We start from the raw sequence: 25890 nt of genomic DNA on the forward strand, positions 1-25890 counted from the left end.
CATGGTTTTATTGCACGTTATTATGACTGCGAATTTCCTGCCAGACCTTATCGCAGTCAGCCTTGACCGCCTGATCGTTACCCGTGCGCGTCGCCTGAATGCACTGCTGATAGTCCAGTACCCGCACGCTTTCTTCGTTAGCAAATTGCTGATGTTTGCGCTCTTTTTTAAGGACATTCAGTACGCTTTGGCAGGCCTCTATCTTCTCAGGCGAGCCCTGTGCGGTATTGATACAGGCGCTGTACGCCTCTTTCAGCCGGCTATCTTCTTCCGGCGCGGGTGATGACGCGCAGGCCGTCAAACCGGCGGTCATGCTGGCGATGAGTAAAATTTTTTTCATAGGTCGTTCCTCAACAGCGCGGCAGACCGGCAGCCTGCCGCATCTGACATCAGAAAATAGTGAATGGCGCAATAACGATAAATTTCACGTCACGCTCATCCTGGAAGATGTTGCCGTAACCACCGCCCCAGCTTGGAATATTGGAGTGGTTGTCATATTCGGTGAAGTGCAGTTTGAACATGGTGCCTTTGGCACGCCCCTCCTGCAGGGTATAGACCGCATCCAGACTGTATGAGGACTCTTCGATAGTGCGGTTTTTGTCGTAGTAAGCATCCGGGTTACTTTGCCAGGTTGCCGGTTTAGCATCCCAGGCGTAAACGTAAGACGCGCCCACAGCCCAGCCCGGCAGATTCCAGTTTTTCAGGTCATACATCGCGCCGAAGAAAACCGCCTTTTCACCGTTAGCGTTAAAGTCGGAGCGGTTATCCCACCAGATATCCAGACGACCGTTTGAAGAGGCGTAGGTTGGCGTCATACGTTGCAGAAAATAGCCCTGCTGACCGTCCGCTTTCACCCAGGTGCCTTCCAGACGCAGGTCAACCACTTCCGCGACTTTGTAGCCGAAGGTCAACGCCTGCAGCCAGGCCGTACCGTCGTAAATATCATTCACGCTGCGATCGTCTACTTTGTCGCGCGCGCCGTAGAACTGGTAACTGGTGGTGAACGGATTGCCGCCTAAATCAAATTTATAGCTGGCCTTCGCGAAATATTGATCGACATAGCCTTCGGACTGACCAAACGCCGCTTCCAGCACCAGATCATTTTTGAAGTCGTACTTCGCGCCGATGGAGTGGAGATAATCCACATTGGTTTTTTTATCCGCCTGATAAAACTTATCCATTTCGGTATGCCACGGCGCTTTATATTCGTTAGTCCACATGTAGGAAAAACTTAACGCGCCCGCATCGCCATAGTCAAAACTGGCGCCGGCTTCCGCACCCTGATAGGTACCTGGCATAAAACTCCAGTGCGGCGCTAACAGCGTCTGACCGGTAGGCTGAATATAACCGGCGCGCGCCCAGACCGGGCCATATTTAAATTTCGCGGCGGCTTTATAAAGACTGATACCACTCTTATCGCCGGAATAGTCTTCGTCGTAGCCTTTATTCTTTTTCGAGAAGGCAATTTCGTTTGGATGACCGCTGTCGCCGTTTTCTGCCATTTCAATCGCGGTAAACGCTGCGATATCCAGACCGAACATATCCGCAGCGTAACCAGACTGAAAATCCAGGTTAGCGTTCCAGGTCGCATGAGAAAGGTTAGTTTTATATTTGTCGCCGTCGGTCACATCTTTGCGATCGCGTTCACGCTGCCAATAATAGATGCCGCCCGTTAACGTGGAGTCGTCGAAAAAGCCGGAGGCTTGCGCCTGCGGAACAACGATCCACCCCGACATTGCTGTGATACCGGCGATAGCCAGAGCCAGCGTACTACGTTTGCCACTAAACGTACGCATAAGTTAATCCTCTTTGACGTATAAATTGCTGCCGACAAAAGCGAACAGCGAAAAAATAAAAATAAAAAGTAGCGCTGAGAAACCTCATTTACTACGTTAAATAGACTATTTTTCGCGATGCGAATTATCAATCTCTTTCTGTAACCAGTATGTAATAATATGAGCAACCGCACATATTTAATTGCTTTCTGTTACATTCAACTGCTGGTGGGGGAAGCAGACCGCCAGAAAGAAAATTGACTTGTTTTCCATAGGCATGAAAATAATTGTCTCCTGTTGACCTGACGCTTATAACATTTAGATTAATAATCATTTATCAGATCAATAATTTTCAGAGAATAATTAATTCGCCTCGCAAAAAAGAGAATCGACTTAGAGCCTATCCCACCAGGCGTTATTGGCGCAGCCAGTTTGGACACGGACAGCGCGCAAAAACCGGAGCGTACACGTAGTACGTGAGGATTTTGAGCACTGCCCAGGTCCAAAATGGCAAGTAAAATAGCCCTAATGGGATAGGCTCTTGGAAATGCAGAGAAAAAACGCCGCAGAACGCGGCGTTGACAAGGTATTTTTACAGCATTCGCCTGTTGGCGCAGTGCTTATTCGCCCGCTTTCGCCCAGGTATCACGCAGGCCCACAGTGCGGTTAAAGACCAGCTTATCGGCCGTTGCATAGCGGCTGTCGAGGCAGAAGTAGCCTTCACGTTCAAACTGGAAAGCTTTCCCTGCTACCGCCGCTTTCAGTGACGGCTCGCCATAACCCTGCTTAATCACTAATGATTCGGGGTTGATAACGGACAGGAAGTCCTCCGCGGCGCCTGGATTCGGCACGCTGAACAGACGGTCGTAGAGACGAATTTCAATCGGCAGCGCATGTGCTGCGCTAACCCAGTGGATTACGCCTTTCACTTTACGCCCGTCAGCCGGATCTTTACTCAGCGTATCGGCATCATAGGTACAGAAGATGGTGGTGATATTCCCTTCGGCATCCTTCTCTACGCGCTCCGCTTTAATGACGTAGGCATTACGCAGACGCACTTCTTTGCCCATCACCAGACGCTTGTACTGCTTGTTCGCTTCTTCGCGGAAATCTGCGCGATCGATCCAGATCTCACCGCTAAACGGCACTTCACGGCTGCCCATCTCCGGTTTATTCGGATGGTTAGGCATGGTAACCATTTCGCTCTCACCCTGCGGGTAGTTTTCGATAACCAGTTTTACCGGATCGATTACCGCCATTGCGCGCGGCGCGTTTTCGTTCAGATCTTCGCGAATGCAGGATTCCAGCGACGCCATCTCAATGGTGTTGTCCTGCTTGGTGACGCCGATGCGTTTGCAGAACTCACGAATAGAAGCCGCGGTATAGCCGCGACGGCGCAGACCGGAAATAGTCGGCATACGCGGATCGTCCCAACCTTCGACGTGTTTGTCGGTCACCAGCAGGTTCAGCTTACGCTTGGACATCACGGTGTATTCCAGATTCAGCCGCGAGAATTCGTACTGGCGCGGGTGAACCGGAATGGTGATGTTGTCCAGTACCCAGTCGTACAGACGACGGTTGTCCTGGAACTCCAGCGTACACAGAGAATGAGTAATACCTTCCAGCGCATCGCTGATGCAGTGAGTAAAGTCGTACATCGGGTAGATGCACCACTTCGTGCCGGTCTGATGATGCTCGGCGAATTTAATGCGATACAGCACCGGATCGCGCATCACGATAAACGGCGACGCCATGTCGATTTTAGCGCGCAGACAGGCTTTACCCTCTTCAAAACCGCCGGTACGCATTTTTTCAAATAGCGCGAGGTTTTCTTCCACGCTGCGATCGCGGAACGGGCTGTTTTTACCCGGCGCGGTCAGCGTACCGCGGTATTCGCGGATCTGCTCCGGCGTCAGCTCATCAACGTAGGCCAGGCCTTTATTGATCAGCTCGACCGCATAGGCGTGCAGTTGGTCAAAGTAATCGGAGGAGTAGCGAATATCGCCAGACCAGTGAAAGCCTAACCACTCGACGTCGTTTTTGATCGAATCAACGTACTCGATATCTTCTTTTACCGGGTTGGTGTCATCGAAACGCAGGTTGCACTGGCCCTGATAATCTTGCGCGATGCCAAAGTTCAGGCAGATAGATTTCGCGTGGCCGATGTGCAGATAGCCATTCGGCTCCGGCGGAAAACGGGTATGGACAGTGGTATGTTTACCACTCGCCAGATCTTCATCAATAATCTGACGAATAAAGTTAGTCGGGCGGGCTTCAGCCTCACTCATCGTGGATTCCTCAAAGCGTAAACAACGTATAACGGCATATGATCTTATAAGCCGGACAGACTGACAACCTTTAGTTACTTAAAAAGTGGCTTTGCAGAAAATATTGGGGCTAATTGCGGTAAAAAAAAGCGGCGAAGGTTCCCCTCTGCCGCTTATGTTTTCTGTGATATCGCCGGATGACGTCTTACGCCTTATCCGGCCAGGAAGCGATTATTTGCTCTTGATCTCGTACAGTGGCGTTTGACCCGCTACCACGTGACCATCCGCTTTGATGACCAGAGCGCTGAAGTCATCGCTGTTGCTACAAACAACCGGGCTTATCATGGAACGCGCATTGGCATTCAGGAAGTCCAGATCCAGTTCCAGAACCGGCTGACCCGCCGTGACTTCCGCACCCTCTTCTACCAGACGCTTGAAGCCCTGACCGTTCAGCGCGACGGTATCGATACCCATATGGACAACGATCTCCGCGCCTTTTTCGGTTTCCAGACAGAACGCGTGGTTAGTGTTGAAGATTTTCACGATAGTACCCGCGGCCGGAGAAACCACGGTTTTATCGGTGGGTTTCACTGCTACGCCGTCGCCGACCGCTTTGCTGGCGAAAGCTTCATCCGGTACCTGATCCAGCGCCACTACCTCACCGGTAATCGGAGAGACTAGTTCAGCGATAGTCACCGCATTCGGCACCGCCTGGGGTTTGGCCGCCGGAGCAGGTGTTGCAACGTGAGCCGCATCAGCAGACGCTGCCGCGACCGGCCCCCGCGCCACCACTTTCTTCATTTCATCGCCAATCGATTCCGCTTTCGCGCCGACAATAACCTGAATGGTCTGTTTGTTCAGTTTCACCACGCCGGAAGCGCCGAGGCGTTTGCAGGCCGCATCGTTGACACGAGCAGAGTCATTCACGGTCAGGCGCAGACGGGTAATACACGCATCGATCGCTTTCAGGTTGTCCGTACCGCCAACCGCAGCAATATAGCTGGTCGCCAGTTGCGTTAACCCTTCTTCGGTGTTGCTGTTGGCTTCTTCCGTTACCATCTCATCAACTTTATCTTCGCGGCCCGGCGTTTTCAGGTTAAACATACGAATAACCGCGCTGAACAGCAGGAAGTAGATGATAAAGAATACAACGCCCATCACCAGCAACATCCAGACGTTATTGCTGGCCGCTGGCAGGTTATACATCAGAACATAGTCGATCGCGCCTGCCGAGAAAGAGAAGCCCGCATGGATACCCAGCAACGTCGCGACGAACAGGCTGATACCGGTCAAAATGGCGTGCAGGAGGTACAGCAGCGGCGCCAGGAACATAAACAGGAATTCCAGCGGCTCGGTTACGCCGGTCAGAAACGCGGTGATCGCGACAGACAGCAGCATACCGCCCACCATCGGACGACGTTCTTTCGGCGCGGCGAAATACATCGCCAGAGCGGCGCCCGGCAGACCAAACATCATGATCGGGAAGAAGCCGGACATAAACATCCCCGCCGTGCCGTCGCCAGCATAGAAGCGGTTGATGTCGCCGTGGAATACAGTGCCTGCGGCATTGGTGAATTCGCCAATCTGGAACCAGGCGATGGTGTTCAGTACCTGATGCAGACCGGTTGGGATCAGCAGACGGTTGATGAAGCCAAAGATACCGGAACCCAGCGCGCCTGCGGAAACGATCCATTCACCGCCCGCATGGATGCCATGCTGTACCGGCGGCCAGACGTAACCGAAAATAGCGGCCAGCACCAGACAGAAAAAGCCCGTTGCGATCGGCACAAAACGTTTTCCACCGAAGAAACTGAGAAAATCAGGCAGTTTGATACCAGACCAGCGATTATAAACCGCGCCGCCGACCAGACCGGTAATAATCCCCGCCAGCACGCCCATGTTGATTTCCGGGTTAATCGTCACCATCGCTTTGGTCATGACGAAGTAACCCACGGCTCCCGCCAGCGCTGCCGCGCCCGCGCTATCTTTAGACCAACTGGATGCCACGCCGATAGCGAAAACCAGCGCCAGGTTATCGAAAATAGACCCGCCCGCTTGCGCGATAAACGGCATATTCAGCAAATCTGGTTGGCCGAATCGCAGCAACAACGCTGCCACCGGCAACACGGCGATAGGGAGCTGCAACGCCCTACCCAGCCGCTGGAAAAAACCTAAAACATTCATCTTATTCCCCCTACGAGACGCCGATATGGCTTCTTTGAAGCCGTTTTTTATTGTGCTGCAAACGTTAAAAACGTGATGTTCTGTAATCGAACGGTGAGATCATCTTCTGCAGAGTGTGTGGAAAATTAATTCGCCTCGCAAATTAAACGGGTGTTTTTTGTGATTATAATCACTAAATATCGTAATCACCCCCACCATCCACTGGCTAACACGGAAAACTTATTTTATGATTCAAAAAATCAGGACGGATTGAACACGAACCCTGGATATCCAGGTTACGCTTAATACGATCCGCCAAATTTTGACATTGATTATTGAGGTGAAGAATGAGACTGATCCCCCTGAGTACCGCAGAACAGGTTGGCAAATGGGCCGCTCGCCATATCGTTAACCGTATTAATGCGTTCAAACCGACCGCCGATCGTCCGTTTGTCCTTGGACTGCCTACCGGCGGCACGCCGCTAACGGCGTACAAAGCGCTGGTTGAGATGCACAAAGCGGGCGAGGTCAGCTTTAAGCATGTGGTCACCTTTAATATGGACGAATATGTTGGCCTGCCGAAAGAGCACCCGGAAAGCTACCACAGCTTTATGCATCGTAACTTTTTCGATCACGTTGATATTCCAGCAGAAAACATCAATCTTCTCAACGGTAACGCACCGGATATCGATGCAGAATGCCGTCAATATGAAGAAAAAATTCGTTCTTACGGTAAAATCCATCTGTTTATGGGCGGCGTCGGCAACGACGGTCACATCGCCTTTAACGAACCGGCGTCTTCCCTGGCTTCCCGTACCCGTATCAAAACGTTAACCCATGATACTCGCGTAGCGAACTCCCGCTTCTTTGACGGCGACGTAAACCAGGTGCCGAAATACGCGCTGACGGTAGGCGTGGGCACGCTGCTGGATGCGGAAGAAGTGATGATTCTGGTGCTGGGCCATCAGAAAGCCCAGGCGCTGCAGGCGGCGGTTGAAGGCAACGTCAACCACATGTGGACTATTAGCTGCCTGCAACTCCATCCGAAAGCGGTTGTGGTATGCGATGAGCCGTCCACAATGGAACTTAAAGTTAAAACATTGAAATATTTCAATGAATTAGAAGCAGAAAATATTAAAGGTCTGTAATGTTGTCTCCGCCCCGCCAGTCAATGCGGGGCGGTAAATTTTTGATATCGGGGGTCAGAATGTATGCTTTAACCCAGGGCCGGATCTTTACCGGTCACGAAATTCTTGATGACCATGCGCTTGTTGTCGCTAATGGCCTGATTGACCGCGTTTGTCCGATGGCCGAACTGCCGCCGGGAATAGAACAACGCTCATTGAATGGGGCCATTCTCTCCCCCGGTTTTATTGATGTGCAGTTAAACGGCTGCGGCGGCGTGCAGTTTAACGATACCGCAGAAGCCGTCAGCGTTGAAACGCTGGAAATTATGCAGAAAGCCAATGAAAAATCGGGCTGTACTAACTTTCTGCCAACGCTTATCACTACCAGCGACGAATTGATGAAACAGGGTATTCGCGTCATGCGCGAATACCTGGAAAAACATCCGCACCAGGCGCTGGGTCTCCACCTGGAAGGCCCCTGGCTTAATCTGGTAAAAAAAGGCACCCATAATCCTGATTTCGTGCGTAAACCAGACGCTGCGCTGGTCGATTTCTTGTGCGATAATGCCGACGTCATCACCAAAGTTACACTCGCGCCGGAAATGGTGCCTGCTGACGTAATCGCTAAACTAGCGAATGCGGGCATTGTGGTTTCCGCAGGCCACTCCAACGCGACGTTAAAAGAGGCAAAAGCGGGCTTCCGCGCCGGGATTACCTTTGCGACTCACCTGTTTAACGCGATGCCGTACATTACAGGGCGTGAGCCGGGCCTTGCTGGCGCCGTTCTGGACGAAGCGGATATTTATTGCGGCGTTATCGCCGATGGTCTGCATGTCGACTACGCCAACATTCGCAATGCCAAACGCCTGAAAGGCGACAAACTTTGTCTGGTGACAGACGCCACCGCACCGGCGGGGGCCAATATTGAGCAGTTCATTTTCGCAGGTAAAACAATATACTACCGCAATGGACTGTGTGTGGATGAAAACGGTACGTTGAGCGGTTCGTCCTTAACCATGATTGAAGGCGTACGTAACCTGGTCGCGCATTGCGGCATCGCGCTGGATGAAGTGCTGCGCATGGCAACGCTCTATCCGGCACGCGCTATCGGCGTTGATAAACATCTCGGTAGCATTGCGCCGGGTAAAGTCGCCAACCTGACCGCGTTCACCCACGATTTTAAAATTATCAAGACCATCGTTAATGGTGACGAGGTCGTTGACTTGAGTAAGTGAGAATATGACACCAGGCGGACAAGCTCAGATAGGTAACGTTGATCTCGTAAAACAGCTTAACAGCGCGGCCGTTTACCGCCTGATTGACCAGCATGGTCCTATCTCGCGCATACAAATTGCCGAGCAAAGCCAGCTTGCTCCCGCCAGCGTAACGAAAATTACGCGTCAACTCATTGAACGCGGGCTGATCAAAGAAGTCGATCAGCAGGCCTCTACCGGAGGCCGCCGCGCTATCTCTATCGTCACGGAAACCCGTAACTTCCATGCCATTGGCGTTCGCCTGGGTCGTCATGACACCACTTTAACGCTCTACGATCTGAGCAGTAAAGTGGTCTCTGAGGAGCATTATCCGCTGCCGGAGCGCACCCAGGAGACGCTGGAACACGCGCTGCTCAACACCATCGCCGTCTTTATTGATAGCTGTCAGCGTAAAATTCGTGAATTGATCGCTATCTCGGTGATCCTGCCAGGGCTTGTCGATCCGGAAAGCGGCGTGATTCGTTACATGCCGCACATTCAGGTTGAAAACTGGGGACTGGTCGAAGCGCTGGAAAAACGGTTTCACGTTACCTGTTTCGTGGGACACGATATTCGTAGCCTGGCGCTGGCGGAACACTACTTCGGCGCCAGTCAGGATTGCGAGGACTCGATTCTGGTGCGCGTCCATCGTGGTACAGGCGCCGGGATTATCTCCAACGGGCGCATCTTCATTGGCCGTAACGGCAACGTCGGCGAAATTGGGCACATTCAGGTGGAGCCGTTGGGCGAGCGCTGCCACTGCGGTAATTTCGGCTGTCTGGAAACCATTGCCGCCAATGTGGCGATTGAACAACGGGTGCTGAATTTACTTAAACAAGGGTATCAAAGCCGTGTTCCGCTTGACGACTGCACGATTAAAACCATCTGTAAGGCGGCAAACCGGGGCGACAGCCTGGCCTCGGAAGTCATTGAGCATGTTGGTCGCCATTTGGGCAAAACGATCGCCATTGCTATCAACCTGTTTAATCCGCAAAAAATCGTCATTGCCGGCGAGATCATTGAAGCCGATAAAGTCCTGTTGCCCGCTATCGAAAGCTGTATCAATACGCAGGCGTTAAAGGCATTTCGCAAAAATTTGCCGGTGGTACGCTCCACGCTGGATCACCGTTCTGCTATCGGCGCATTTGCCTTAGTTAAACGCGCCATGCTCAACGGAACATTGCTGCAACGTTTGCTGGAAAGTTGATGCGCTCTTATAGTATCGGATTATTCATAAATTCCCTGGGTAGTTCATGACCATCAAGAATGTAATCTGCGATATCGACGGCGTGCTGATGCACGACAACGTAGCCGTACCCGGTGCGGCGGAATTTCTGACGGGGATTCTGGAAAAAGGTCTGCCGCTGGTGCTGCTGACCAATTACCCGTCGCAAACCGGCCAGGATCTGGCGAACCGTTTTGCTACCGCTGGCGTTAACGTGCCGGACAGCGTGTTTTATACTTCAGCAATGGCGACAGCCGATTTTCTGCGCCGTCAGGAAGGTAAGAAAGCGTATGTCGTAGGTGAAGGCGCGCTTATTCACGAGCTCTATAAAGCGGGTTTTACCATTACCGATGTGAACCCTGATTTTGTCATCGTTGGAGAGACCCGCTCCTACAACTGGGACATGATGCATAAAGCGGCATTTTTCGTCGCCAACGGCGCGCGCTTTATCGCCACCAACCCGGATACCCACGGTCGCGGCTTTTATCCGGCCTGCGGCGCGCTGTGCGCAGGCATTGAAAAAATTTCCGGCCGGAAGCCGTTTTATGTCGGCAAACCCAGCCCGTGGATCATCCGCGCGGCGTTAAACAAAATGCAGGCGCACTCGGAAGAGACCGTTATCGTCGGCGACAACCTGCGCACCGACATTCTGGCGGGATTCCAGGCCGGTCTGGAGACCATTCTGGTGCTTTCAGGCGTATCAACAATCAATGATATTGACAGTATGCCGTTCCGCCCAAGCTGGATTTACCCTTCCGTCGCTGAGATCGACGTTATCTAAACCTGTCCCCTGCCTGATGACGCGCCGCTTTCAGGCCTACGGTTCGAACAACATTGTAGGTCTGATAAGCGAAACGCCATCAGGAAAAACATAATTCAATTAAACCACGATAAAACTGAAGATCCATCAATAAATCCACGCAATACGTAATCATTTTTCACTAATCAACAATGACGATTGCATTTTTCATTTTTCAGACCGTAATCCCCTTGCGCCTTCCACGCCTTTGCGGCATTTTTTAGTCAAGCAAACACAAAAAGTACGACGCAACAGATTAACGGAGAAGGCTATGTGTTCTATTTTCGGCGTATTCGATATCAAAACAGATGCAGCGGAACTGCGTAAAAAAGCCCTTGAACTGTCACGCCTGATGCGCCATCGCGGCCCGGACTGGTCCGGCATCTACGCTTGCGATAACGCGATTCTCGCACATGAACGCTTGTCGATTGTTGATGTTAACGCCGGCGCCCAGCCCCTGTATAACGCCAGAAAAACCCACGTACTGGCGGTGAACGGTGAAATTTATAACCATCAGACGTTACGCGCGGAGTATGGCGATCGTTACGCGTTCCAGACAGGCTCCGACTGCGAAGTTATCCTCGCGCTATATCAGGAAAAAGGGCCGGATTTCCTTGACGATTTACAGGGGATGTTCGCCTTCGCCCTGTATGACAGCGAAAAAGACGCTTATCTGATTGGTCGTGACCATATCGGTATTATTCCGCTCTACATGGGCTATGACGAATTCGGCAACTTCTACGTAGCGTCAGAAATGAAAGCGCTGACCCCGGTCTGCCGCACCATTAAAGAGTTCCCGGCGGGCAGCTACCTGTGGAGCAAAGACGGCGAAATTCGTCAGTACTATCAGCGCGACTGGTTCGATTACGATGCGGTAAAAGACAACGTCACCGACAAAAATGAGCTTCGTCAGGCGCTGGAAGAATCCGTGAAAAGCCACCTGATGTCCGACGTTCCTTACGGCGTGCTGCTGTCCGGCGGTCTGGACTCTTCAGTTATCTCAGCGATCACCAAAAAATTCGCCGCCCGTCGCGTCGAAGATCAGGAACGCTCTGAAGCCTGGTGGCCGCAGTTGCACTCTTTCGCCGTCGGTCTGGAAGGTTCACCTGACCTGAAAGCCGCGCAGGAAGTAGCTAACCACCTCGGCACCGTGCACCATGAAATTCACTTCACCGTGCAGGAAGGCCTTGATGCCATTCGTGATGTTATCTACCACATCGAAACCTATGATGTGACCACCATCCGCGCCTCCACGCCGATGTACCTGATGTCGCGTAAAATCAAAGCGATGGGCATCAAAATGGTGCTGTCTGGCGAAGGCTCTGATGAAGTATTTGGCGGCTACCTGTACTTCCATAAAGCGCCGAACGCCAAAGAACTGCACGAAGAGACCGTACGTAAACTGCAGGCTCTGCATATGTATGACTGCGCCCGTGCCAACAAAGCAATGTCCGCCTGGGGCGTGGAAGCACGCGTACCGTTCCTGGATAAAAAATTCCTCGACGTGGCAATGCGCATCAACCCGCAGGACAAAATGTGCGGCAACGGTAAAATGGAAAAACATGTACTGCGCGAGTGCTTCGAATCCTATCTTCCGGCAAGCGTGGCGTGGCGCCAGAAAGAGCAGTTCTCTGACGGCGTAGGCTATAGCTGGATTGATACGCTGAAAGAAGTGGCGGCAAAACAGATTTCCGATCAACAACTGGAAACCGCCCGCTTCCGCTTTCCATACAACACGCCGTCGTCTAAAGAAGCGTACTTGTACCGGGAAATTTTTGAAGAGCTGTTCCCGGTGCCAAGCGCGGCGGAATGCGTACCCGGCGGCCCGTCCGTCGCCTGTTCTTCCGCCAAAGCCATTGAGTGGGATGAAGCATTCAAAACGATGGATGACCCATCAGGCCGCGCGGTCGGCGTGCATCAGTCGGCGTACCAGTAAATTAACGATGACGAAAGAGCCCTTAGGGGCTCTTTTTTTATAGCAAACCACTTTCGGAAAAACGATTAATAACCAATAATTGCCGAATATTGCGCCACGCTGTTCGCAACCTAACCAAACAGACACTTTCCGACGTTTTTCGATGAAAAAGAGGTTGACGCTTCAAGGCTCAATACGCATAATGCGCCCCGCAACGCCGATAAGGTAACGCGAAAAAAGATGGCTACGTAGCTCAGTTGGTTAGAGCACATCACTCATAATGATGGGGTCACAGGTTCGAATCCCGTCGTAGCCACCATCTTTTTTGCGGGAGTGGCGAAATTGGTAGACGCACCAGATTTAGGTTCTGGCGCCGCAAGGTGTGCGAGTTCAAGTCTCGCCTCCCGCACCATTCACCGATAAGCGTTGTACGGATGGGGTATCGCCAAGCGGTAAGGCACCGGTTTTTGATACCGGCATTCCCTGGTTCGAATCCAGGTACCCCAGCCATATTTCTTCGAGTTTGCGGTTCACCGCGACGGTATTGGGGTATCGCCAAGCGGTAAGGCACCGGTTTTTGATACCGGCATTCCCTGGTTCGAATCCAGGTACCCCAGCCATCGAAGAAATCATCTGGCTACGTAGCTCAGTTGGTTAGAGCACATCACTCATAATGATGGGGTCACAGGTTCGAATCCCGTCGTAGCCACCATATTCAGAATGCGTCGAGGTATTCGACCGGTTCGAAAATAATTTGTTGGGGTATCGCCAAGCGGTAAGGCACCGGATTCTGATTCCGGCATTCCGAGGTTCGAATCCTCGTACCCCAGCCAGTTTTAAAGACGCTCTGCTAATGAGCGCAAGAAGTACGACAATTGGGGTATCGCCAAGCGGTAAGGCACCGGATTCTGATTCCGGCATTCCGAGGTTCGAATCCTCGTACCCCAGCCACCTTTAAAAAGCTCGCTTCGGCGAGCTTTTTGCTTTTCTGGTAATTCGGACTGCCTGATGGCGCTACGCTTATCAGGCCTACGGGCGAATACAGGCCGGGTAAGGTATTGCCGCCACCCGGCATAACACAAACTACAACCCCAACGCATACTTCAGCGCCTGACGTTTTAGCACGCCTGCGCGCTGCGCCGCCATCAGCCCCATATTGCGTAAAATACGCAGCGGCGGCAATTCATTGCTGAACCCGGCATAAAACAGATCCATTCCACTTTGCATCATAAAATTATCTGCCATGCGCCGCGTCTGATAGCGTTTCAACACCGAATGGCTGGCCCAGGACTCGCCATAGCTACGGGCACTCGCCAGCACATCAATCAACGCATCAACATCCCGATACCCCAGGTTGACGCCCTGCCCGGCCAGCGGATGAATGGTATGCGCCGCGTCGCCTACCAGGGCCAGCCCCGGTTGTACATACTGCAACGCGTGACGACGGGTTAGCGGAAACGCGCCCGCCGCGACCGGCATCACCGCCCCCAGACGCGCCGGAAAATGCTGGTTAATTTCCACCTGCAATTGCGTCATCGATAAACTCTGTAGCTGGCGAATACGTGCCGGAGCGTCATACCACACCAGCGACGCCCAATCGTCGAACAGCGGCAAAAAGGCGCGCGGCCCCGTTGGCGTAAACTGCTGCCAGGTGCTGTCGCCTGGCGCATTTTCACACTTGACGGTGATAAGCATACACGACTGCGCATATTGCCAGGCATGAATGCCAATTCCCGCCATTTGCCGAACCTGCGAATTCGCGCCGTCGGCGCCAATCACTAACTTCGGCGTTACCCATTCGCCGTCGGCCAGTTCCAGCGCATAACCATCGTGGCGGCGGTGCAATGCCGCCAGTGAAGCCGGAACGCGCAGCGTCACGCCGGGGTGCGCTTCCAGCGCCTGCCATAGCGCCTGTTGCAGGACGTTGTTCTCTACCATATAGCCTAACAGCGGCAGCTTGAGTTCAGCGGCGTCGAACACCACATGGGCGTTTTCCCACTCCCAGGTCTCCAGTCGCCGATAAGGATGGCTACGCATCCCCTGCACCGCCTCCCAAACGCCCAGTCCCTTAAGCAGCGCCACGGATGCCGCGCTAATGGCCGAAATCCGCACGTCAGGCTGGCTGTCAGCCACAAACGGCGCAGGCGCGGCATGTTCTATTACCATCACCGTAAATCCTTGCTGCGCCAGACCCAGCGCCAGCGCGCCGCCGACCATTCCCCCGCCGACAATGGCAATTTCCGTTGGTTGATTTGTCATGGTCATTCATCCTGTTACGTTTTAGACAAGTTTACAGGATTTTTTACCCATTAGGGCTGACGTCAGTCATACTGGTCACAACCGCGCCAAAGCATTACACTATGCGCCCTGCTTTTCAGCCACTATTTCGCAAGAGCAAGTCGATGACTAAAAAACTCCATATTAAAACCTGGGGCTGTCAGATGAACGAGTACGATTCATCGAAGATGGCCGATCTGCTGGACGCCACCCACGGCTATCAACTAACCGACGTGGCGGAAGAGGCGGATGTGCTGCTGTTGAATACCTGCTCAATCCGCGAGAAGGCTCAGGAAAAAGTCTTCCATCAATTAGGTCGCTGGAGACTGTTAAAAGAGAAAAATCCCGATCTGATTATCGGCGTCGGCGGCTGCGTGGCTTCCCAGGAAGGCGAGCACATTCGTCAACGCGCCCATTACGTCGACATTATTTTTGGCCCGCAAACCTTACACCGCCTGCCGGAGATGATTAACTCCGTGCGTGGCGACCGCAGCCCGGTGGTCGATATCAGCTTCCCGGAAATCGAGAAGTTCGACCGTTTGCCGGAACCGCGCGCAGAAGGCCCGACCGCTTTCGTTTCTATCATGGAAGGCTGCAATAAATATTGTACTTACTGCGTGGTACCGTATACCCGCGGTGAAGAAGTCAGCCGTCCCTCAGACGATATCCTGTTCGAAATCGCCCAGTTAGCGGCGCAGGGCGTGCGTGAGGTCAACCTGCTGGGCCAGAACGTTAACGCCTGGCGCGGAGAAAACTACGACGGCACCACCGGCACCTTTGCCGATCTGCTGCGTCTGGTTGCCGCCATCGACGGCATTGACCGTATTCGCTTTACCACCAGCCATCCGATTGAGTTCACCGACGATATTATCGAGGTGTACCGCGATACGCCGGAACTGGTCAGTTTCCTGCATCTGCCGGTACAGAGCGGTTCCGATCGCGTGTTGAATCTGATGGGGCGCACCCACACTGCGCTGGAATATAAAGCAATCATCCGTAAACTGCGCGCGGCGCGGCCGGACATTCAGATAAGCTCTGACTTTATCGTCGGTTTCCCTGGCGAAACTACCGATGATTTCGAAAAAACCATGAAGCTTATCGCCGACGTCAACTTTGATATGAGCTACAGCTTTATCTTCTCTGCGCGTCCGGGAACGCCGGCTGCCGATATGGTTGATGACGTACCGGAAGAAGAGAAAAAGCAGCGTCTGTATATTCTGCAAGAGCGTATCAATCAGCAGGCGATGGCATGGAGCCGCCGTATGCTCGGCACGACACAGCGCATTCTGGTGGAAGGCACGTCACGTAAAAACATTATGGAACTGTCTGGCCGTACCGAAAACAATCGGGTGGTGAACTTTGAAGGCACGCCGGAGATGATCGGTAAGTTTGTCGATGTGGAAATTACTGACGTCTATCCGAACTCCCTGCGCGGAAAAGTGGTGCGTACCGAAGATGAAATGGGTCTGCGCGTCGCCGAAACGCCGGAGTCCGTCATTGCCCGTACCCGTAAAGAAAATGAGCTGGGCGTAGGATTCTACCAGCCTTAATCCTGCAGGAAAGGCAATAATGCCCGATGGCGCTACGCCTGTCGGGCTTCCTGGTCATGGCCTGTCGCCCGACGGGCCTTGCAATTTTCTCTCTCCATCCCCATCTTCATTGCAATGCTTGCGCCTTTTCCCTATGGCGTGAATAATTTCCTTAGATGCCGGTAAATGTTCAGCGTCCGGCGATACAGATACAAGAGGAACAGTTTGAATATAGACACTCGCGAAATTACCCTTGAGCCCGCAGACAACGCCCGTCTGTTGAGCCTTTGCGGGCCGTTTGATGACAATATTAAACAGCTCGAACGTCGTCTCGGTATTGAAATCAACCGCCGTGACAATCACTTTAAACTGACCGGTCGTCCGATTTGCGTGACCGCGGCGACAGATATTTTGCGAAGTCTGTATGTCGATACCGCACCGATGCGCGGCCAGACTCAGGATATCGAACCGGAACAAATTCATCTGGCGATCAAAGAAGCGCGGGTGCTGGAACAGAGCGCGGAAAGCGTGCCTGACTATGGCAAAGCTATTAATATCAAAACTAAGCGCGGCGTGATTAAACCGCGTACCCCGAACCAGGCGCAGTACATCGCCAATATTCTCGATCACGATATTACCTTTGGCGTCGGCCCGGCGGGTACCGGTAAAACTTATCTTGCGGTCGCCGCTGCGGTAGACGCCCTGGAGCGCCAGGAGATTCGCCGTATTCTGCTGACCCGTCCGGCGGTGGAAGCGGGCGAAAAACTGGGCTTCCTGCCAGGCGATTTAAGTCAGAAAGTGGACCCGTACCTGCGTCCGCTGTATGACGCGCTGTTCGAAATGCTCGGCTTTGAAAAAGTCGAGAAGCTGATTGAGCGCAATGTGATTGAAGTCGCGCCGCTGGCCTATATGCGCGGACGCACATTAAACGACGCCTTTATCATTCTGGATGAAAGCCAGAACACCACTATCGAACAGATGAAGATGTTCCTGACGCGTATCGGCTTTAACTCGAAAGCGGTGATCACCGGTGACGTGACGCAGATTGACCTGCCACGCAACACCAAATCCGGCTTGCGTCATGCCATTGAAGTGCTGGCGGAAGTCGATGAAATCAGCTTTAACTTCTTCCACAGCGAAGACGTGGTGCGCCATCCGGTCGTTGCCCGCATTGTTAACGCCTATGAAGCCTGGGAAGAGGCAGAACAAAAACGCAAAGCGGCGTTGGCGGCAGAGCGTAAGCGTGAAGCCCAGGAGCAGAAACAGAAATGAGCCAGGTGATCCTCGATTTACAGTTGGCCTGTGAAAACCACGCGGGCCTGCCGGATGAAGCTCAGTTTCAACGCTGGCTGGACGGCGTTATTCCGCAGTTTCAGGAAGAGGCGGAAGTCACAATCCGTCTGGTGGATGAGGCCGAAAGCCATGACCTTAATTTGACGTACCGCGGGAAAGATAAACCCACTAATGTTCTCTCCTTCCCGTTTGAAGCGCCCCCCGGCATTGAAATGCCGCTACTGGGCGATCTGATTATTTGCCGTCAGGTCGTGGAGCAGGAAGCGCAGGAACAGAGCAAGCCGCTGGAGGCGCACTGGGCGCACATGGTCGTGCACGGTAGCCTGCATTTGCTGGGTTACGATCATATCGACGATGACGAAGCGGAAGAGATGGAGTCTCTCGAAACGGAGATTATGCTTGCTATGGGCTATGAGGATCCGTACATTGCCGAGAAGATTGCAGAATAGTAACTTGCCGGATGGCGGCGCTTGCGCCTTATCCGGCCTACATTCATGCCTTTTGTAGCCCTGATAAGCGTAGCGCCATCAGGCAAAACATGCCGTCACAGCTGAGTATACGCATGACGAGCTTTGTATTAACTAACATGAGAACCCATACGACGCCATGAGCGACGACAATTCACACAGTAGTGACACAGTAAACAGTAAAAAGGGATTTTTTTCCCTGCTACTCAGCCAGCTTTTCCACGGGGAACCTAAAAACCGTGATGAGTTGCTGGCGCTGATCCGTGATTCCGGGCAGAACGAGCTTATCGATGAAGATACGCGCGATATGCTCGAAGGCGTAATGGACATCGCCGACCAGCGCGTTCGCGATATTATGATCCCGCGCTCCCAGATGATTACCCTGAAACGCAACCAGACCCTGGACGAATGTCTCGATGTTATCATCGAGTCCGCCCACTCGCGTTTTCCGGTGATCAGCGAAGATAAAGATCACATTGAAGGGATTCTGATGGCCAAAGATTTGCTGCCGTTTATGCGCAGCGATGCCGAAGCCTTCAGCATGGACAAAGTGTTACGCCCCGCGGTTGTCGTACCGGAAAGCAAACGGGTTGACCGTATGCTCAAGGAATTCCGCTCCCAGCGCTACCATATGGCCATCGTTATCGATGAGTTTGGCGGCGTTTCCGGCCTGGTGACTATCGAAGACATCCTCGAACTGATTGTCGGTGAAATTGAAGATGAGTATGACGAAGAAGACGATATCGACTTCCGTCAGCTTAGCCGCCATACCTGGACGATTCGCGCGCTGGCGTCGATTGAAGACTTCAATGACGCTTTCGGCACCCACTTCAGCGATGAAGAAGTCGATACCATCGGCGGACTGGTGATGCAGGCGTTCGGCCATTTACCGGCCCGCGGCGAAACCATTGACATTGATGGTTACCAGTTCAAAGTGGCGATGGCCGATAGTCGTCGTATTATTCAGGTGCATGTCAGGATCCCGGATGACTCGCCCCAGCCAAAACTGGACGAATAACAGCAATAGTGGACTAAAAATGGCATTTGCCTCGTTAATTGAACGCCAGCGTATTCGCCTGCTGCTGGCGTTATTATTCGGCGCCTGCGGAACACTGGCTTTCTCTCCGTATGACGTCTGGCCCGCAGCGATAGTATCGCTTATCGGGCTGCAGGCCTTAACGTTCAATCGCCGCCCGCTCCAGTCTGCCGCCATCGGCTATTGCTGGGGACTCGGACTTTTCGGTAGCGGGATTAACTGGGTTTATGTCAGTATCGCGCAGTTTGGCGGCATGCCGGGCCCGGTTAACGTTTTTCTGGTGGTGCTGCTTGCAGCTTATCTCTCGCTGTATACCGGACTGTTTGCCGGGATTTTGTCGCGCCTGTGGCCAAAAACCAACTGGCTGCGCGTCGCTATCGCCGCGCCTGCAATATGGCAAATCACCGAATTTTTACGCGGCTGGGTGCTGACCGGCTTCCCCTGGCTGCAATTTGGCTATAGTCAGGTCGACGGCCCGCTAAAAGGCCTGGCGCCGGTAATGGGCGTCGAAGCGATCAACTTCCTGCTGATGATGATCAGCGGCCTGTTAGCGCTGGCACTGGCGACGCGGAACTGGCGTCCGCTGGCTGTCGCCGTGATTCTGTTTGCTTTGCCCTTTCCGCTACGTTATATCCAGTGGTTTACGCTGGAACCGACCAAAGCGACCCAGGTATCGCTGGTGCAGGGCGATATTCCGCAGTCGCTGAAGTGGGACGAAAACCAGCTACTGAATACGCTAAAAATTTATCTCAACGAAACCCGCCCAGAATTAGGCAAATCACAGATTATTATCTGGCCTGAGTCGGCGATTCCGGATCTCGAAATCAATCAGCAGCCCTTCCTTCGTTCGCTGGACGAGATGTTACGCGAAAAAAATAGCACGCTGATCACCGGTATTGTCGATGCGCGTCTCAATAAACAGAATCGATACGACACCTACAATACGATTATTACGTTGGGCAAAGATAATCCATACAGTTATGACTCGCCCAATCGCTACAATAAAAATCACCTTGTACCCTTTGGCGAGTTCGTTCCGCTGGAGTCTATCCTGCGTCCGCTGGCGCCGTTCTTCGATCTGCCCATGTCCTCCTTTAGCCGCGGCCCTTATATCCAGCCGCAGTTACATGCGCACGACTATAAGCTGACGGCGGCAATCTGTTATGAAATTATTCTTGGCGAACAGGTGCGGGATAACTTCCGCCCGGACACCGACTACCTGCTGACGATTTCTAACGACGCCTGGTTTGGTAAGTCCATTGGCCCGTGGCAACATTTCCAGATGGCGCGGATGCGTTCGCTGGAGCTGGCGCGTCCGTTACTGCGCAGTACTAATAACGGTATTACGGCGGTGATTGGCCCGCAGGGCGAAATTCAGGCGATGATCCCGCAGTTCACACGCCAGGTGCTGACCACCAAAGTCACGCCGACCACGGGGTTAACTCCCTATGCTCGTACCGGCAACTGGCCGCTATGGGTACTGACCGCGCTGTTTGCTTTTGGCGCGGTAGTGATGAGTCTGCGACAACGACGGAAATAATCTCTCCCCAGGCCGGATAGCGCTTCATTTATCCGGCCTGAAAATTCTCCTTTTTCCCCCATTCTGGCACGTCTATTGCTTTGTTAAACATGGCAAACCTGTTCTGGCTGCTTGTGCAACCTGGTCGCACCAAAATCGATCATCGGTAGCACCTGAACGGTGCAATGTAGGATTTTTGCCTCTGAACGGTGCGGCGCACTTCGCAAAAATAAACAATATCGCAGCAAAATATTTACAACAAGCCACACTAAATGTTAACAAACACACATAACACTGCACGCGCAAGTTGCAGGCAATAACAACATCACAATAGCTATCAATGCGTCGACGGCGCAGATGATAAAGGAGTTGGATATGCAATTACGTAAGCTAACCACAGCAATGCTGGTCATGGGACTGTCTGCGGGCCTTGCGCACGCAGAAGATGGCGCGCCTGCCGCTGGTAGCACCCTGGACAAGATCGCTAAAAATGGCGTGATCGTCGTCGGGCATCGCGAATCTTCTGTGCCCTTTTCTTATTACGACAACCAGCAGAAAGTGGTCGGCTATTCCCAGGACTACTCCAACGCCATTGTGGAAGCGGTAAAAAAGAAACTTAACAAGCCGGATCTGCAGGTGAAGCTGATTCCGATCACCTCGCAAAACCGTATTCCGCTGTTGCAAAACGGAACCTTCGATTTTGAATGTGGTTCAACGACTAACAACCTTGAGCGCCAGAAACAGGCCGCCTTCTCCGATACGATTTTCGTCGTCGGGACGCGACTGCTGACTAAAAAAGGCGGCGATATTAAAGATTTCCCGGATCTGAAAGGCAAAGCGGTCGTCGTCACCTCCGGGACGACCTCTGAAATTCTGCTGCATAAGCTTAACGAAGAGCAAAAGATGGGGATGCGTATTATTAGCGCGAAAGACCACGGTGACTCGTTCCGCACCCTGGAAAGCGGTCGCGCCGTCGCCTTTATGATGGATGACGCGCTGCTGGCCGGCGAGCGCGCCAAAGCCAAGAAACCGGATAACTGGGAGATTGTCGGTAAACCGCAGTCCCAGGAAGCCTACGGCTGTATGCTGCGTAAAAACGACCCTGAGTTTAAAAAGTTGATGGACGATACCATCGCTCAGGCGCAAACCTCCGGCGAAGCGGAAAAGTGGTTTGATAAGTGGTTTAAAAATCCGATCCCACCGAAAAACCTGAACATGAATTTCGAATTGTCTGACGAGATGAAAGCCCTGTTCAAAGCACCGAATGATAAAGCGCTTAACTAACTAAAACTAAATGGGACGGGACTCCTGTCCTCTCGATTGTCGCTCAGCACGGACAGACTATAAGCCTGATGGTCGTTCCCCCTCGGGCCTGAAACCGCAAATCGCCGGGCAACAATCTTCGAGGGTAGCACTGCTACCCTTTTTTTTCGGAGTAGATGTATGTCAATAGACTGGAACTGGGGTATTTTTTTACAGGAAGCCCCCTTCGGCAATACCACCTATCTCGGCTGGCTATGGAGTGGTTTTCAGGTCACCGTAGCCCTTTCGATTACCGCCTGGATTATCGCTTTCCTGGTAGGATCTATTTTCGGCATTTTACGTACCGTTCCCAACCGTTTCCTCTCCGGACTGGGCACATTGTACGTAGAACTGTTCCGTAACGTGCCGCTGATCGTGCAATTCTTCACCTGGTACCTGGTGGTGCCTGAACTGTTGCCGGAAGATCTTGGCATGTGGTTTAAGGCGGAACTCGATCCCAATATTCAGTTTTTCCTCTCCTCAATGATCTGTCTGGGACTGTTTACCGCCGCCCGCGTTTGCGAACAGGTGCGCGCCGCGATTCAGTCTCTGCCTCGCGGGCAGAAGAACGCGGCGCTGGCGATGGGGCTAACGCTGCCGCAGGCTTATCGCTATGTCCTGCTGCCGAATGCCTATCGCGTTATCGTGCCGCCAATGACGTCAGAGATGATGAACCTGGTGAAAAACTCGGCTATTGCCTCAACCATCGGCCTGGTGGATATGGCGGCGCAGGCAGGCAAACTGTTGGATTACTCGGCGCACGCCTGGGAATCCTTCACCGCCATTACGCTGGCCTATGTGCTGATTAACGCCGTTATCATGCTGGTCATGAGCCTGGTTGAACGCAAAGTCCGCCTGCCGGGCAACGTGGGGAGCAAATAATGTACGAATTTGACTGGAGTTCGATTATCCCCTCACTGCCTTACCTGCTGGCCGGGTTGGTCATCACGCTGAAGATCACCGTCACCGCCGTTGTCGTGGGGATAGTCTGGGGAACCATTCTGGCCGTCATGCGCCTCTCAAGCTTTACCCCTATCGCCTGGTTTGCTAAAGCGTATGTTAACGTTTTCCGTTCCATCCCGTTGGTGATGGTCTTGCTGTGGTTCTATCTGATTGTACCCGGCTTTCTGCAAAACGTGCTGGGACTATCGCCGAAAACCGATATCCGCCTGATCTCCGCGATGGTGGCATTCTCTATGTTTGAAGCGGCCTACTATTCCGAGATTATTCGCGCCGGTATTCAAAGTATTTCCCGCGGGCAGTCCAGCGCCGCGCTGGCGCTGGGGATGACCCACTGGCAGTCGATGAAGCTCATTATTCTGCCGCAGGCGTTTCGGGCGATGGTGCCGCTGTTGCTTACGCAGGGCATCGTGCTATTTCAGGACACCTCTTTAGTTTATGTACTCAGCCTGGCGGACTTCTTCCGCACCGCGTCGACTATCGGCGAGCGTGACGGAACTCAGGTCGAAATGATTCTGTTCGCCGGCGCCGTTTATTTTGTTATCAGCCTGAGCGCGTCGTTGCTGGTCAGCTATTTGAAGAAAAGGACAGTTTAATGATTACCCTGAAAAATGTTTCAAAATGGTATGGTCACTTTCAGGTGCTGACCGATTGTTCAACAGAAGTGAAAAAAGGTGAGGTGGTGGTAGTCTGCGGGCCATCGGGTTCCGGTAAATCCACGCTAATTAAGACCGTCAACGGTCTGGAACCGGTGCAAAAAGGCGAAATTACCGTTAACGGCATTATTGTGAACGACAAAAAAACCGATCTGGCGAAACTGCGTTCCCGCGTGGGCATGGTATTCCAGCACTTCGAGCTATTTCCCCACCTGTCGATCATCGAAAACCTGACGCTGGCGCAGGTGAAAGTGCTGAAACGCGATAAGGCCGCCGCCCGCGATAAAGGCCTGAAGCTGCTGGAGCGCGTTGGTCTGTCTGCACATGCCAACAAGTTCCCGGCGCAGCTTTCCGGCGGTCAGCAGCAGCGTGTCGCCATCGCCCGTGCGCTATGTATGGACCCCATTGCCATGTTATTCGATGAACCGACTTCCGCACTCGATCCGGAAATGATCAACGAGGTACTGGACGTGATGGTCGAACTGGCGAACGAAGGGATGACCATGATGGTGGTGACGCACGAAATGGGCTTTGCCCGTAAAGTGGCTAACCGGGTGATCTTTATGGATGAAGGTAAAATCGTCGAAGATTCGCCAAAAGAGGAGTTCTTCGCTAACCCCAGTTCCGATCGCGCAAAAGACTTCCTTGCGAAAATCCTGCACTAATCTTCCCGGCGCGCACGTCAGAGTGCGCGCTATCTCACGCTTTACCGCTTCGCTTCTCGAAACGTATCCAGCCGGGCGTTAACCTTGTCACAAAGTACCGCTTACAAGGAACCGCTATGGCACTGCCCATTATTATTGATTGCGATCCGGGTCATGATGACGCGATCGCCCTCGTTCTCGCCCTCGCCTCCCCTGAACTGGAAGTGAAAGCGATCACTTCTTCCGCCGGCAACCAGACGCCGGATAAGACCCTGCGCAACGTGCTGCGGATGCTGACACTGCTCAAACGCCCGGATATTCCGGTGGCGGGCGGCGCGGTGAAACCTCTCATGCGCGAACTGATTATCGCCGATAACGTTCACGGCGAAAGTGGTCTTGACGGCCCGGCGCTGCCCGAGCCGTCATTCGCCCCGCAAAGCGGCACTGCCGTTGAGCTGATGGCAAAAACACTGCGTGAGAGTTCACAGCCAGTCACCATCGTCTCCACTGGCCCACAGACCAACGTGGCGCTGCTGCTGAATAGCCATCCGGAACTGCATACGAAAATCGCCCGCATTGTGATCATGGGCGGAGCAATGGGATTGGGTAACTGGACGCCCGCTGCGGAATTTAATATTTACGTCGACCCGGAAGCGGCAGAAATTGTCTTCCAGTCAGGCATTCCGGTGGTGATGGCCGGGCTGGACGTCACCCATAAGGCGCAGATTCACGCCGCCGATATCGAACGCTTTCGCGCTATTGGCAACCCGATTTCCACCATCGTTGCCGAACTGCTGGACTTCTTTATGGAGTACCACAAAGACGAAAAATGGGGATTTGTCGGCGCGCCGCTGCATGACCCATGCACCATCGCCTGGCTGCTGAAACCCGAGATTTTCACCACCGTTGAGCGTTGGGTTGGCGTGGAAACCCAGGGGAAATACACCCAGGGGATGACGGTGGTGGATTATTATTTCCTGACGGGGAATAAGCCGAATGCAACGGTGATGGTCGATGTAGACCGCCAGGGATTTGTCGATTTGCTGGCGGAACGGCTGAAGTTTTACGCGTAATATTTGCCGGATGGCAGCTTCGCCATATCCGGCCTACGTGAACGATTTTTGGTAGGCCGGATAAGACGCACCGGCGCTCTTCCTCTCACGGCTCAAACGGTCTTCTCTGAAACTGGTCGTGCCCACACTTCGGGCACAGCGGCAACACATCCGGCGTGTAAACCGCCAGATGATAGTGGCACTTCTCGCACACCAGATTCCCCAATCCCACCACCTCACCGCTGTGATACACGCCGTGGTGATTCAAATCCTGGAATACCTCGCGCCATTCCAGCTGGGTTTTGTCGGTAATGTCCGCCAGTTCCTGCCAGAGACTCTCTTTAATCACCCGCAAGAAGACGCTATCTTCCTGGCTCTCTTCGTAGCTCATGGCGAACTCTTCCAGATCGCGTCTGACAGCGCGCGTCAGTTCGTCCACCTCGGTTCGCGTTAACTCCCCTGTTTGCATCACGCGCTGGCGCGCCTGCTCCACCAGCGCATCAATGTCGCGCTCGCCATTGCGTAAACGCTCGCTTAATGAGGCCACCAGTTCACGGTAATATTGAGCAACCTTGTTCATCACTTCACCTCTTGGATCGTTAACTGCCTATAATAATAGACGTTATTTGCG

At 53.0% G+C, this 25890-nt stretch carries 21 protein-coding genes and 7 tRNA genes; 22 read left to right on the plus strand and 6 right to left on the minus strand.

Annotated features, from left to right (window positions below; all coding sequences use genetic code 11):
- Window positions 1-7 precede the first annotated feature (7 nt).
- From chiQ to nagE, 4 genes are all read right to left on the minus strand, one after another.
- Window positions 8-340, minus strand: a complete 333-nt coding sequence (gene chiQ / locus J4614_RS10775) for a ChiQ/YbfN family lipoprotein (protein ID WP_000722260.1) — start codon at window positions 338-340, stop codon at window positions 8-10.
- A gap of 49 nt (window positions 341-389) precedes the next feature.
- Window positions 390-1796, minus strand: coding sequence for a chitoporin (gene chiP / locus J4614_RS10780; protein WP_001258803.1), 1407 nt, complete (start codon window positions 1794-1796; stop codon window positions 390-392).
- Window positions 1797-2395: 599 nt separating this feature from the next.
- A complete protein-coding gene (glnS, locus tag J4614_RS10785; RefSeq protein ID WP_001287186.1) occupies window positions 2396-4063 on the minus strand; it encodes a glutamine--tRNA ligase in 1668 nt (555 codons plus the stop codon).
- A gap of 210 nt (window positions 4064-4273) precedes the next feature.
- Complete coding sequence (gene nagE / locus J4614_RS10790) at window positions 4274-6226, minus strand: PTS N-acetyl glucosamine transporter subunit IIABC (RefSeq protein WP_023262936.1); 1953 nt, start codon at window positions 6224-6226, stop codon at window positions 4274-4276.
- Between the two features lie 326 nt (window positions 6227-6552).
- Between nagE and nagB the strand changes: the two genes are divergently transcribed.
- The 12 genes from nagB to J4614_RS10850 all read left to right on the plus strand — a co-directional run bounded on the left by nagB (window position 6553) and on the right by J4614_RS10850 (window position 13475).
- Entirely contained in the window at window positions 6553-7353 is an 801-nt protein-coding gene (gene nagB, locus J4614_RS10795; protein ID WP_001237059.1) for a glucosamine-6-phosphate deaminase, read from the plus strand.
- A 59-nt stretch (window positions 7354-7412) separates the two neighbouring features.
- The gene (gene nagA, locus J4614_RS10800) at window positions 7413-8567 is read left to right on the plus strand and encodes an N-acetylglucosamine-6-phosphate deacetylase (protein ID WP_000271186.1); all 1155 of its coding nucleotides are present in this window, start codon (window positions 7413-7415) and stop codon (window positions 8565-8567) included.
- A gap of 4 nt (window positions 8568-8571) precedes the next feature.
- A complete protein-coding gene (locus tag J4614_RS10805) occupies window positions 8572-9792 on the plus strand; it encodes an N-acetylglucosamine repressor (RefSeq protein ID WP_001529052.1) in 1221 nt (406 codons plus the stop codon).
- A gap of 46 nt (window positions 9793-9838) precedes the next feature.
- Window positions 9839-10591 (plus strand): ribonucleotide monophosphatase NagD, encoded by a 753-nt coding sequence (nagD, locus tag J4614_RS10810; RefSeq protein ID WP_000153143.1) that lies wholly within the window; start codon window positions 9839-9841, stop codon window positions 10589-10591.
- Window positions 10592-10880: 289 nt separating this feature from the next.
- A complete protein-coding gene (gene asnB / locus J4614_RS10815; protein WP_001728312.1) occupies window positions 10881-12545 on the plus strand; it encodes an asparagine synthase B in 1665 nt (554 codons plus the stop codon).
- Between the two features lie 221 nt (window positions 12546-12766).
- A tRNA-Met gene (locus tag J4614_RS10820) sits at window positions 12767-12843 on the plus strand.
- Between the two features lie 8 nt (window positions 12844-12851).
- Window positions 12852-12936, plus strand: a tRNA-Leu gene (locus tag J4614_RS10825).
- Between the two features lie 23 nt (window positions 12937-12959).
- A tRNA-Gln gene (locus J4614_RS10830) sits at window positions 12960-13034 on the plus strand.
- Window positions 13035-13069: 35 nt separating this feature from the next.
- Window positions 13070-13144 (plus strand) — tRNA-Gln (locus J4614_RS10835).
- 15 nt (window positions 13145-13159) lie between these two features.
- Window positions 13160-13236 (plus strand) — tRNA-Met (locus tag J4614_RS10840).
- Between the two features lie 46 nt (window positions 13237-13282).
- Window positions 13283-13357, plus strand: a tRNA-Gln gene (locus tag J4614_RS10845).
- A 43-nt stretch (window positions 13358-13400) separates the two neighbouring features.
- A tRNA-Gln gene (locus J4614_RS10850) sits at window positions 13401-13475 on the plus strand.
- Window positions 13476-13607: 132 nt separating this feature from the next.
- Here the strand turns inward: J4614_RS10850 and ubiF are convergent.
- Window positions 13608-14783: a 3-demethoxyubiquinol 3-hydroxylase gene (gene ubiF / locus J4614_RS10855; protein WP_000184627.1), complete on the minus strand. Its 1176-nt coding sequence runs from the start codon at window positions 14781-14783 to the stop codon at window positions 13608-13610.
- A gap of 143 nt (window positions 14784-14926) precedes the next feature.
- Between ubiF and miaB the strand changes: the two genes are divergently transcribed.
- The 10 genes from miaB (at window position 14927) to rihA (ending at window position 25280) form a co-directional block, all read left to right on the plus strand.
- Complete coding sequence (miaB, locus tag J4614_RS10860; protein ID WP_001519200.1) at window positions 14927-16351, plus strand: tRNA (N6-isopentenyl adenosine(37)-C2)-methylthiotransferase MiaB; 1425 nt, start codon at window positions 14927-14929, stop codon at window positions 16349-16351.
- A gap of 204 nt (window positions 16352-16555) precedes the next feature.
- A complete protein-coding gene (locus J4614_RS10865) occupies window positions 16556-17602 on the plus strand; it encodes a PhoH family protein (RefSeq protein ID WP_023213793.1) in 1047 nt (348 codons plus the stop codon).
- The gene (gene ybeY / locus J4614_RS10870) at window positions 17599-18072 is read left to right on the plus strand and encodes an rRNA maturation RNase YbeY (protein WP_000084477.1); all 474 of its coding nucleotides are present in this window, start codon (window positions 17599-17601) and stop codon (window positions 18070-18072) included. The genes J4614_RS10865 and ybeY overlap by 4 nt, the downstream gene beginning before the upstream one ends.
- Before the next feature lie 157 nt (window positions 18073-18229).
- Window positions 18230-19108 carry a CNNM family magnesium/cobalt transport protein CorC gene (gene corC / locus J4614_RS10875; protein ID WP_001278612.1) on the plus strand — a complete coding sequence of 293 codons (879 nt, stop codon included), beginning with the start codon at window positions 18230-18232 and terminating at the stop codon, window positions 19106-19108.
- A gap of 19 nt (window positions 19109-19127) precedes the next feature.
- The gene (gene lnt, locus J4614_RS10880; RefSeq protein ID WP_023213792.1) at window positions 19128-20666 is read left to right on the plus strand and encodes an apolipoprotein N-acyltransferase; all 1539 of its coding nucleotides are present in this window, start codon (window positions 19128-19130) and stop codon (window positions 20664-20666) included.
- A gap of 354 nt (window positions 20667-21020) precedes the next feature.
- Window positions 21021-21929 (plus strand): amino acid ABC transporter substrate-binding protein, encoded by a 909-nt coding sequence (locus J4614_RS10885; RefSeq protein WP_001518176.1) that lies wholly within the window; start codon window positions 21021-21023, stop codon window positions 21927-21929.
- Window positions 21930-22088: 159 nt separating this feature from the next.
- Window positions 22089-22829 (plus strand): glutamate/aspartate ABC transporter permease GltJ, encoded by a 741-nt coding sequence (gene gltJ / locus J4614_RS10890; protein WP_000020930.1) that lies wholly within the window; start codon window positions 22089-22091, stop codon window positions 22827-22829.
- On the plus strand, window positions 22829-23503 hold the full coding sequence (gltK, locus tag J4614_RS10895; protein WP_000272802.1) for a glutamate/aspartate ABC transporter permease GltK: 675 nt from the start codon (window positions 22829-22831) through the stop codon (window positions 23501-23503). The genes gltJ and gltK overlap by 1 nt, the downstream gene beginning before the upstream one ends.
- The gene (gltL, locus tag J4614_RS10900; protein ID WP_000631369.1) at window positions 23503-24228 is read left to right on the plus strand and encodes a glutamate/aspartate ABC transporter ATP-binding protein GltL; all 726 of its coding nucleotides are present in this window, start codon (window positions 23503-23505) and stop codon (window positions 24226-24228) included. The genes gltK and gltL overlap by 1 nt, the downstream gene beginning before the upstream one ends.
- A gap of 116 nt (window positions 24229-24344) precedes the next feature.
- Window positions 24345-25280 carry a pyrimidine-specific ribonucleoside hydrolase RihA gene (gene rihA / locus J4614_RS10905; protein WP_001207417.1) on the plus strand — a complete coding sequence of 312 codons (936 nt, stop codon included), beginning with the start codon at window positions 24345-24347 and terminating at the stop codon, window positions 25278-25280.
- A gap of 85 nt (window positions 25281-25365) precedes the next feature.
- Here rihA and J4614_RS10910 read toward each other — a convergent pair whose 3' ends face one another.
- Window positions 25366-25839: a zinc ribbon-containing protein gene (locus tag J4614_RS10910; protein ID WP_001044885.1), complete on the minus strand. Its 474-nt coding sequence runs from the start codon at window positions 25837-25839 to the stop codon at window positions 25366-25368.
- Window positions 25840-25890: the final 51 nt, after the last annotated feature.

The organism is Salmonella sp. 32031103-2018-00083-FB-01-SM-01 (assembly GCF_017571995.1).
GTDB lineage: Bacteria > Pseudomonadota > Gammaproteobacteria > Enterobacterales > Enterobacteriaceae > Salmonella > Salmonella enterica.

Coding starts and splice junctions, on each gene's coding strand:
- chiQ (WP_000722260.1), bottom strand. CDS start 340: ATGAAAAAAATTTTACTCATCGCCAGCATGACCGCCGGTTTGACGGCC.
- chiP (WP_001258803.1), bottom strand. CDS start 1,796: ATGCGTACGTTTAGTGGCAAACGTAGTACGCTGGCTCTGGCTATCGCC.
- glnS (WP_001287186.1), bottom strand. CDS start 4,063: ATGAGTGAGGCTGAAGCCCGCCCGACTAACTTTATTCGTCAGATTATT.
- nagE (WP_023262936.1), bottom strand. CDS start 6,226: ATGAATGTTTTAGGTTTTTTCCAGCGGCTGGGTAGGGCGTTGCAGCTC.
- nagB (WP_001237059.1), top strand. CDS start 6,553: ATGAGACTGATCCCCCTGAGTACCGCAGAACAGGTTGGCAAATGGGCC.
- nagA (WP_000271186.1), top strand. CDS start 7,413: ATGTATGCTTTAACCCAGGGCCGGATCTTTACCGGTCACGAAATTCTT.
- J4614_RS10805 (WP_001529052.1), top strand. CDS start 8,572: ATGACACCAGGCGGACAAGCTCAGATAGGTAACGTTGATCTCGTAAAA.
- nagD (WP_000153143.1), top strand. CDS start 9,839: ATGACCATCAAGAATGTAATCTGCGATATCGACGGCGTGCTGATGCAC.
- asnB (WP_001728312.1), top strand. CDS start 10,881: ATGTGTTCTATTTTCGGCGTATTCGATATCAAAACAGATGCAGCGGAA.
- ubiF (WP_000184627.1), bottom strand. CDS start 14,783: ATGACAAATCAACCAACGGAAATTGCCATTGTCGGCGGGGGAATGGTC.
- miaB (WP_001519200.1), top strand. CDS start 14,927: ATGACTAAAAAACTCCATATTAAAACCTGGGGCTGTCAGATGAACGAG.
- ybeY (WP_000084477.1), top strand. CDS start 17,599: ATGAGCCAGGTGATCCTCGATTTACAGTTGGCCTGTGAAAACCACGCG.
- corC (WP_001278612.1), top strand. CDS start 18,230: ATGAGCGACGACAATTCACACAGTAGTGACACAGTAAACAGTAAAAAG.
- lnt (WP_023213792.1), top strand. CDS start 19,128: ATGGCATTTGCCTCGTTAATTGAACGCCAGCGTATTCGCCTGCTGCTG.
- J4614_RS10885 (WP_001518176.1), top strand. CDS start 21,021: ATGCAATTACGTAAGCTAACCACAGCAATGCTGGTCATGGGACTGTCT.
- gltJ (WP_000020930.1), top strand. CDS start 22,089: ATGTCAATAGACTGGAACTGGGGTATTTTTTTACAGGAAGCCCCCTTC.
- gltK (WP_000272802.1), top strand. CDS start 22,829: ATGTACGAATTTGACTGGAGTTCGATTATCCCCTCACTGCCTTACCTG.
- gltL (WP_000631369.1), top strand. CDS start 23,503: ATGATTACCCTGAAAAATGTTTCAAAATGGTATGGTCACTTTCAGGTG.
- rihA (WP_001207417.1), top strand. CDS start 24,345: ATGGCACTGCCCATTATTATTGATTGCGATCCGGGTCATGATGACGCG.
- J4614_RS10910 (WP_001044885.1), bottom strand. CDS start 25,839: ATGAACAAGGTTGCTCAATATTACCGTGAACTGGTGGCCTCATTAAGC.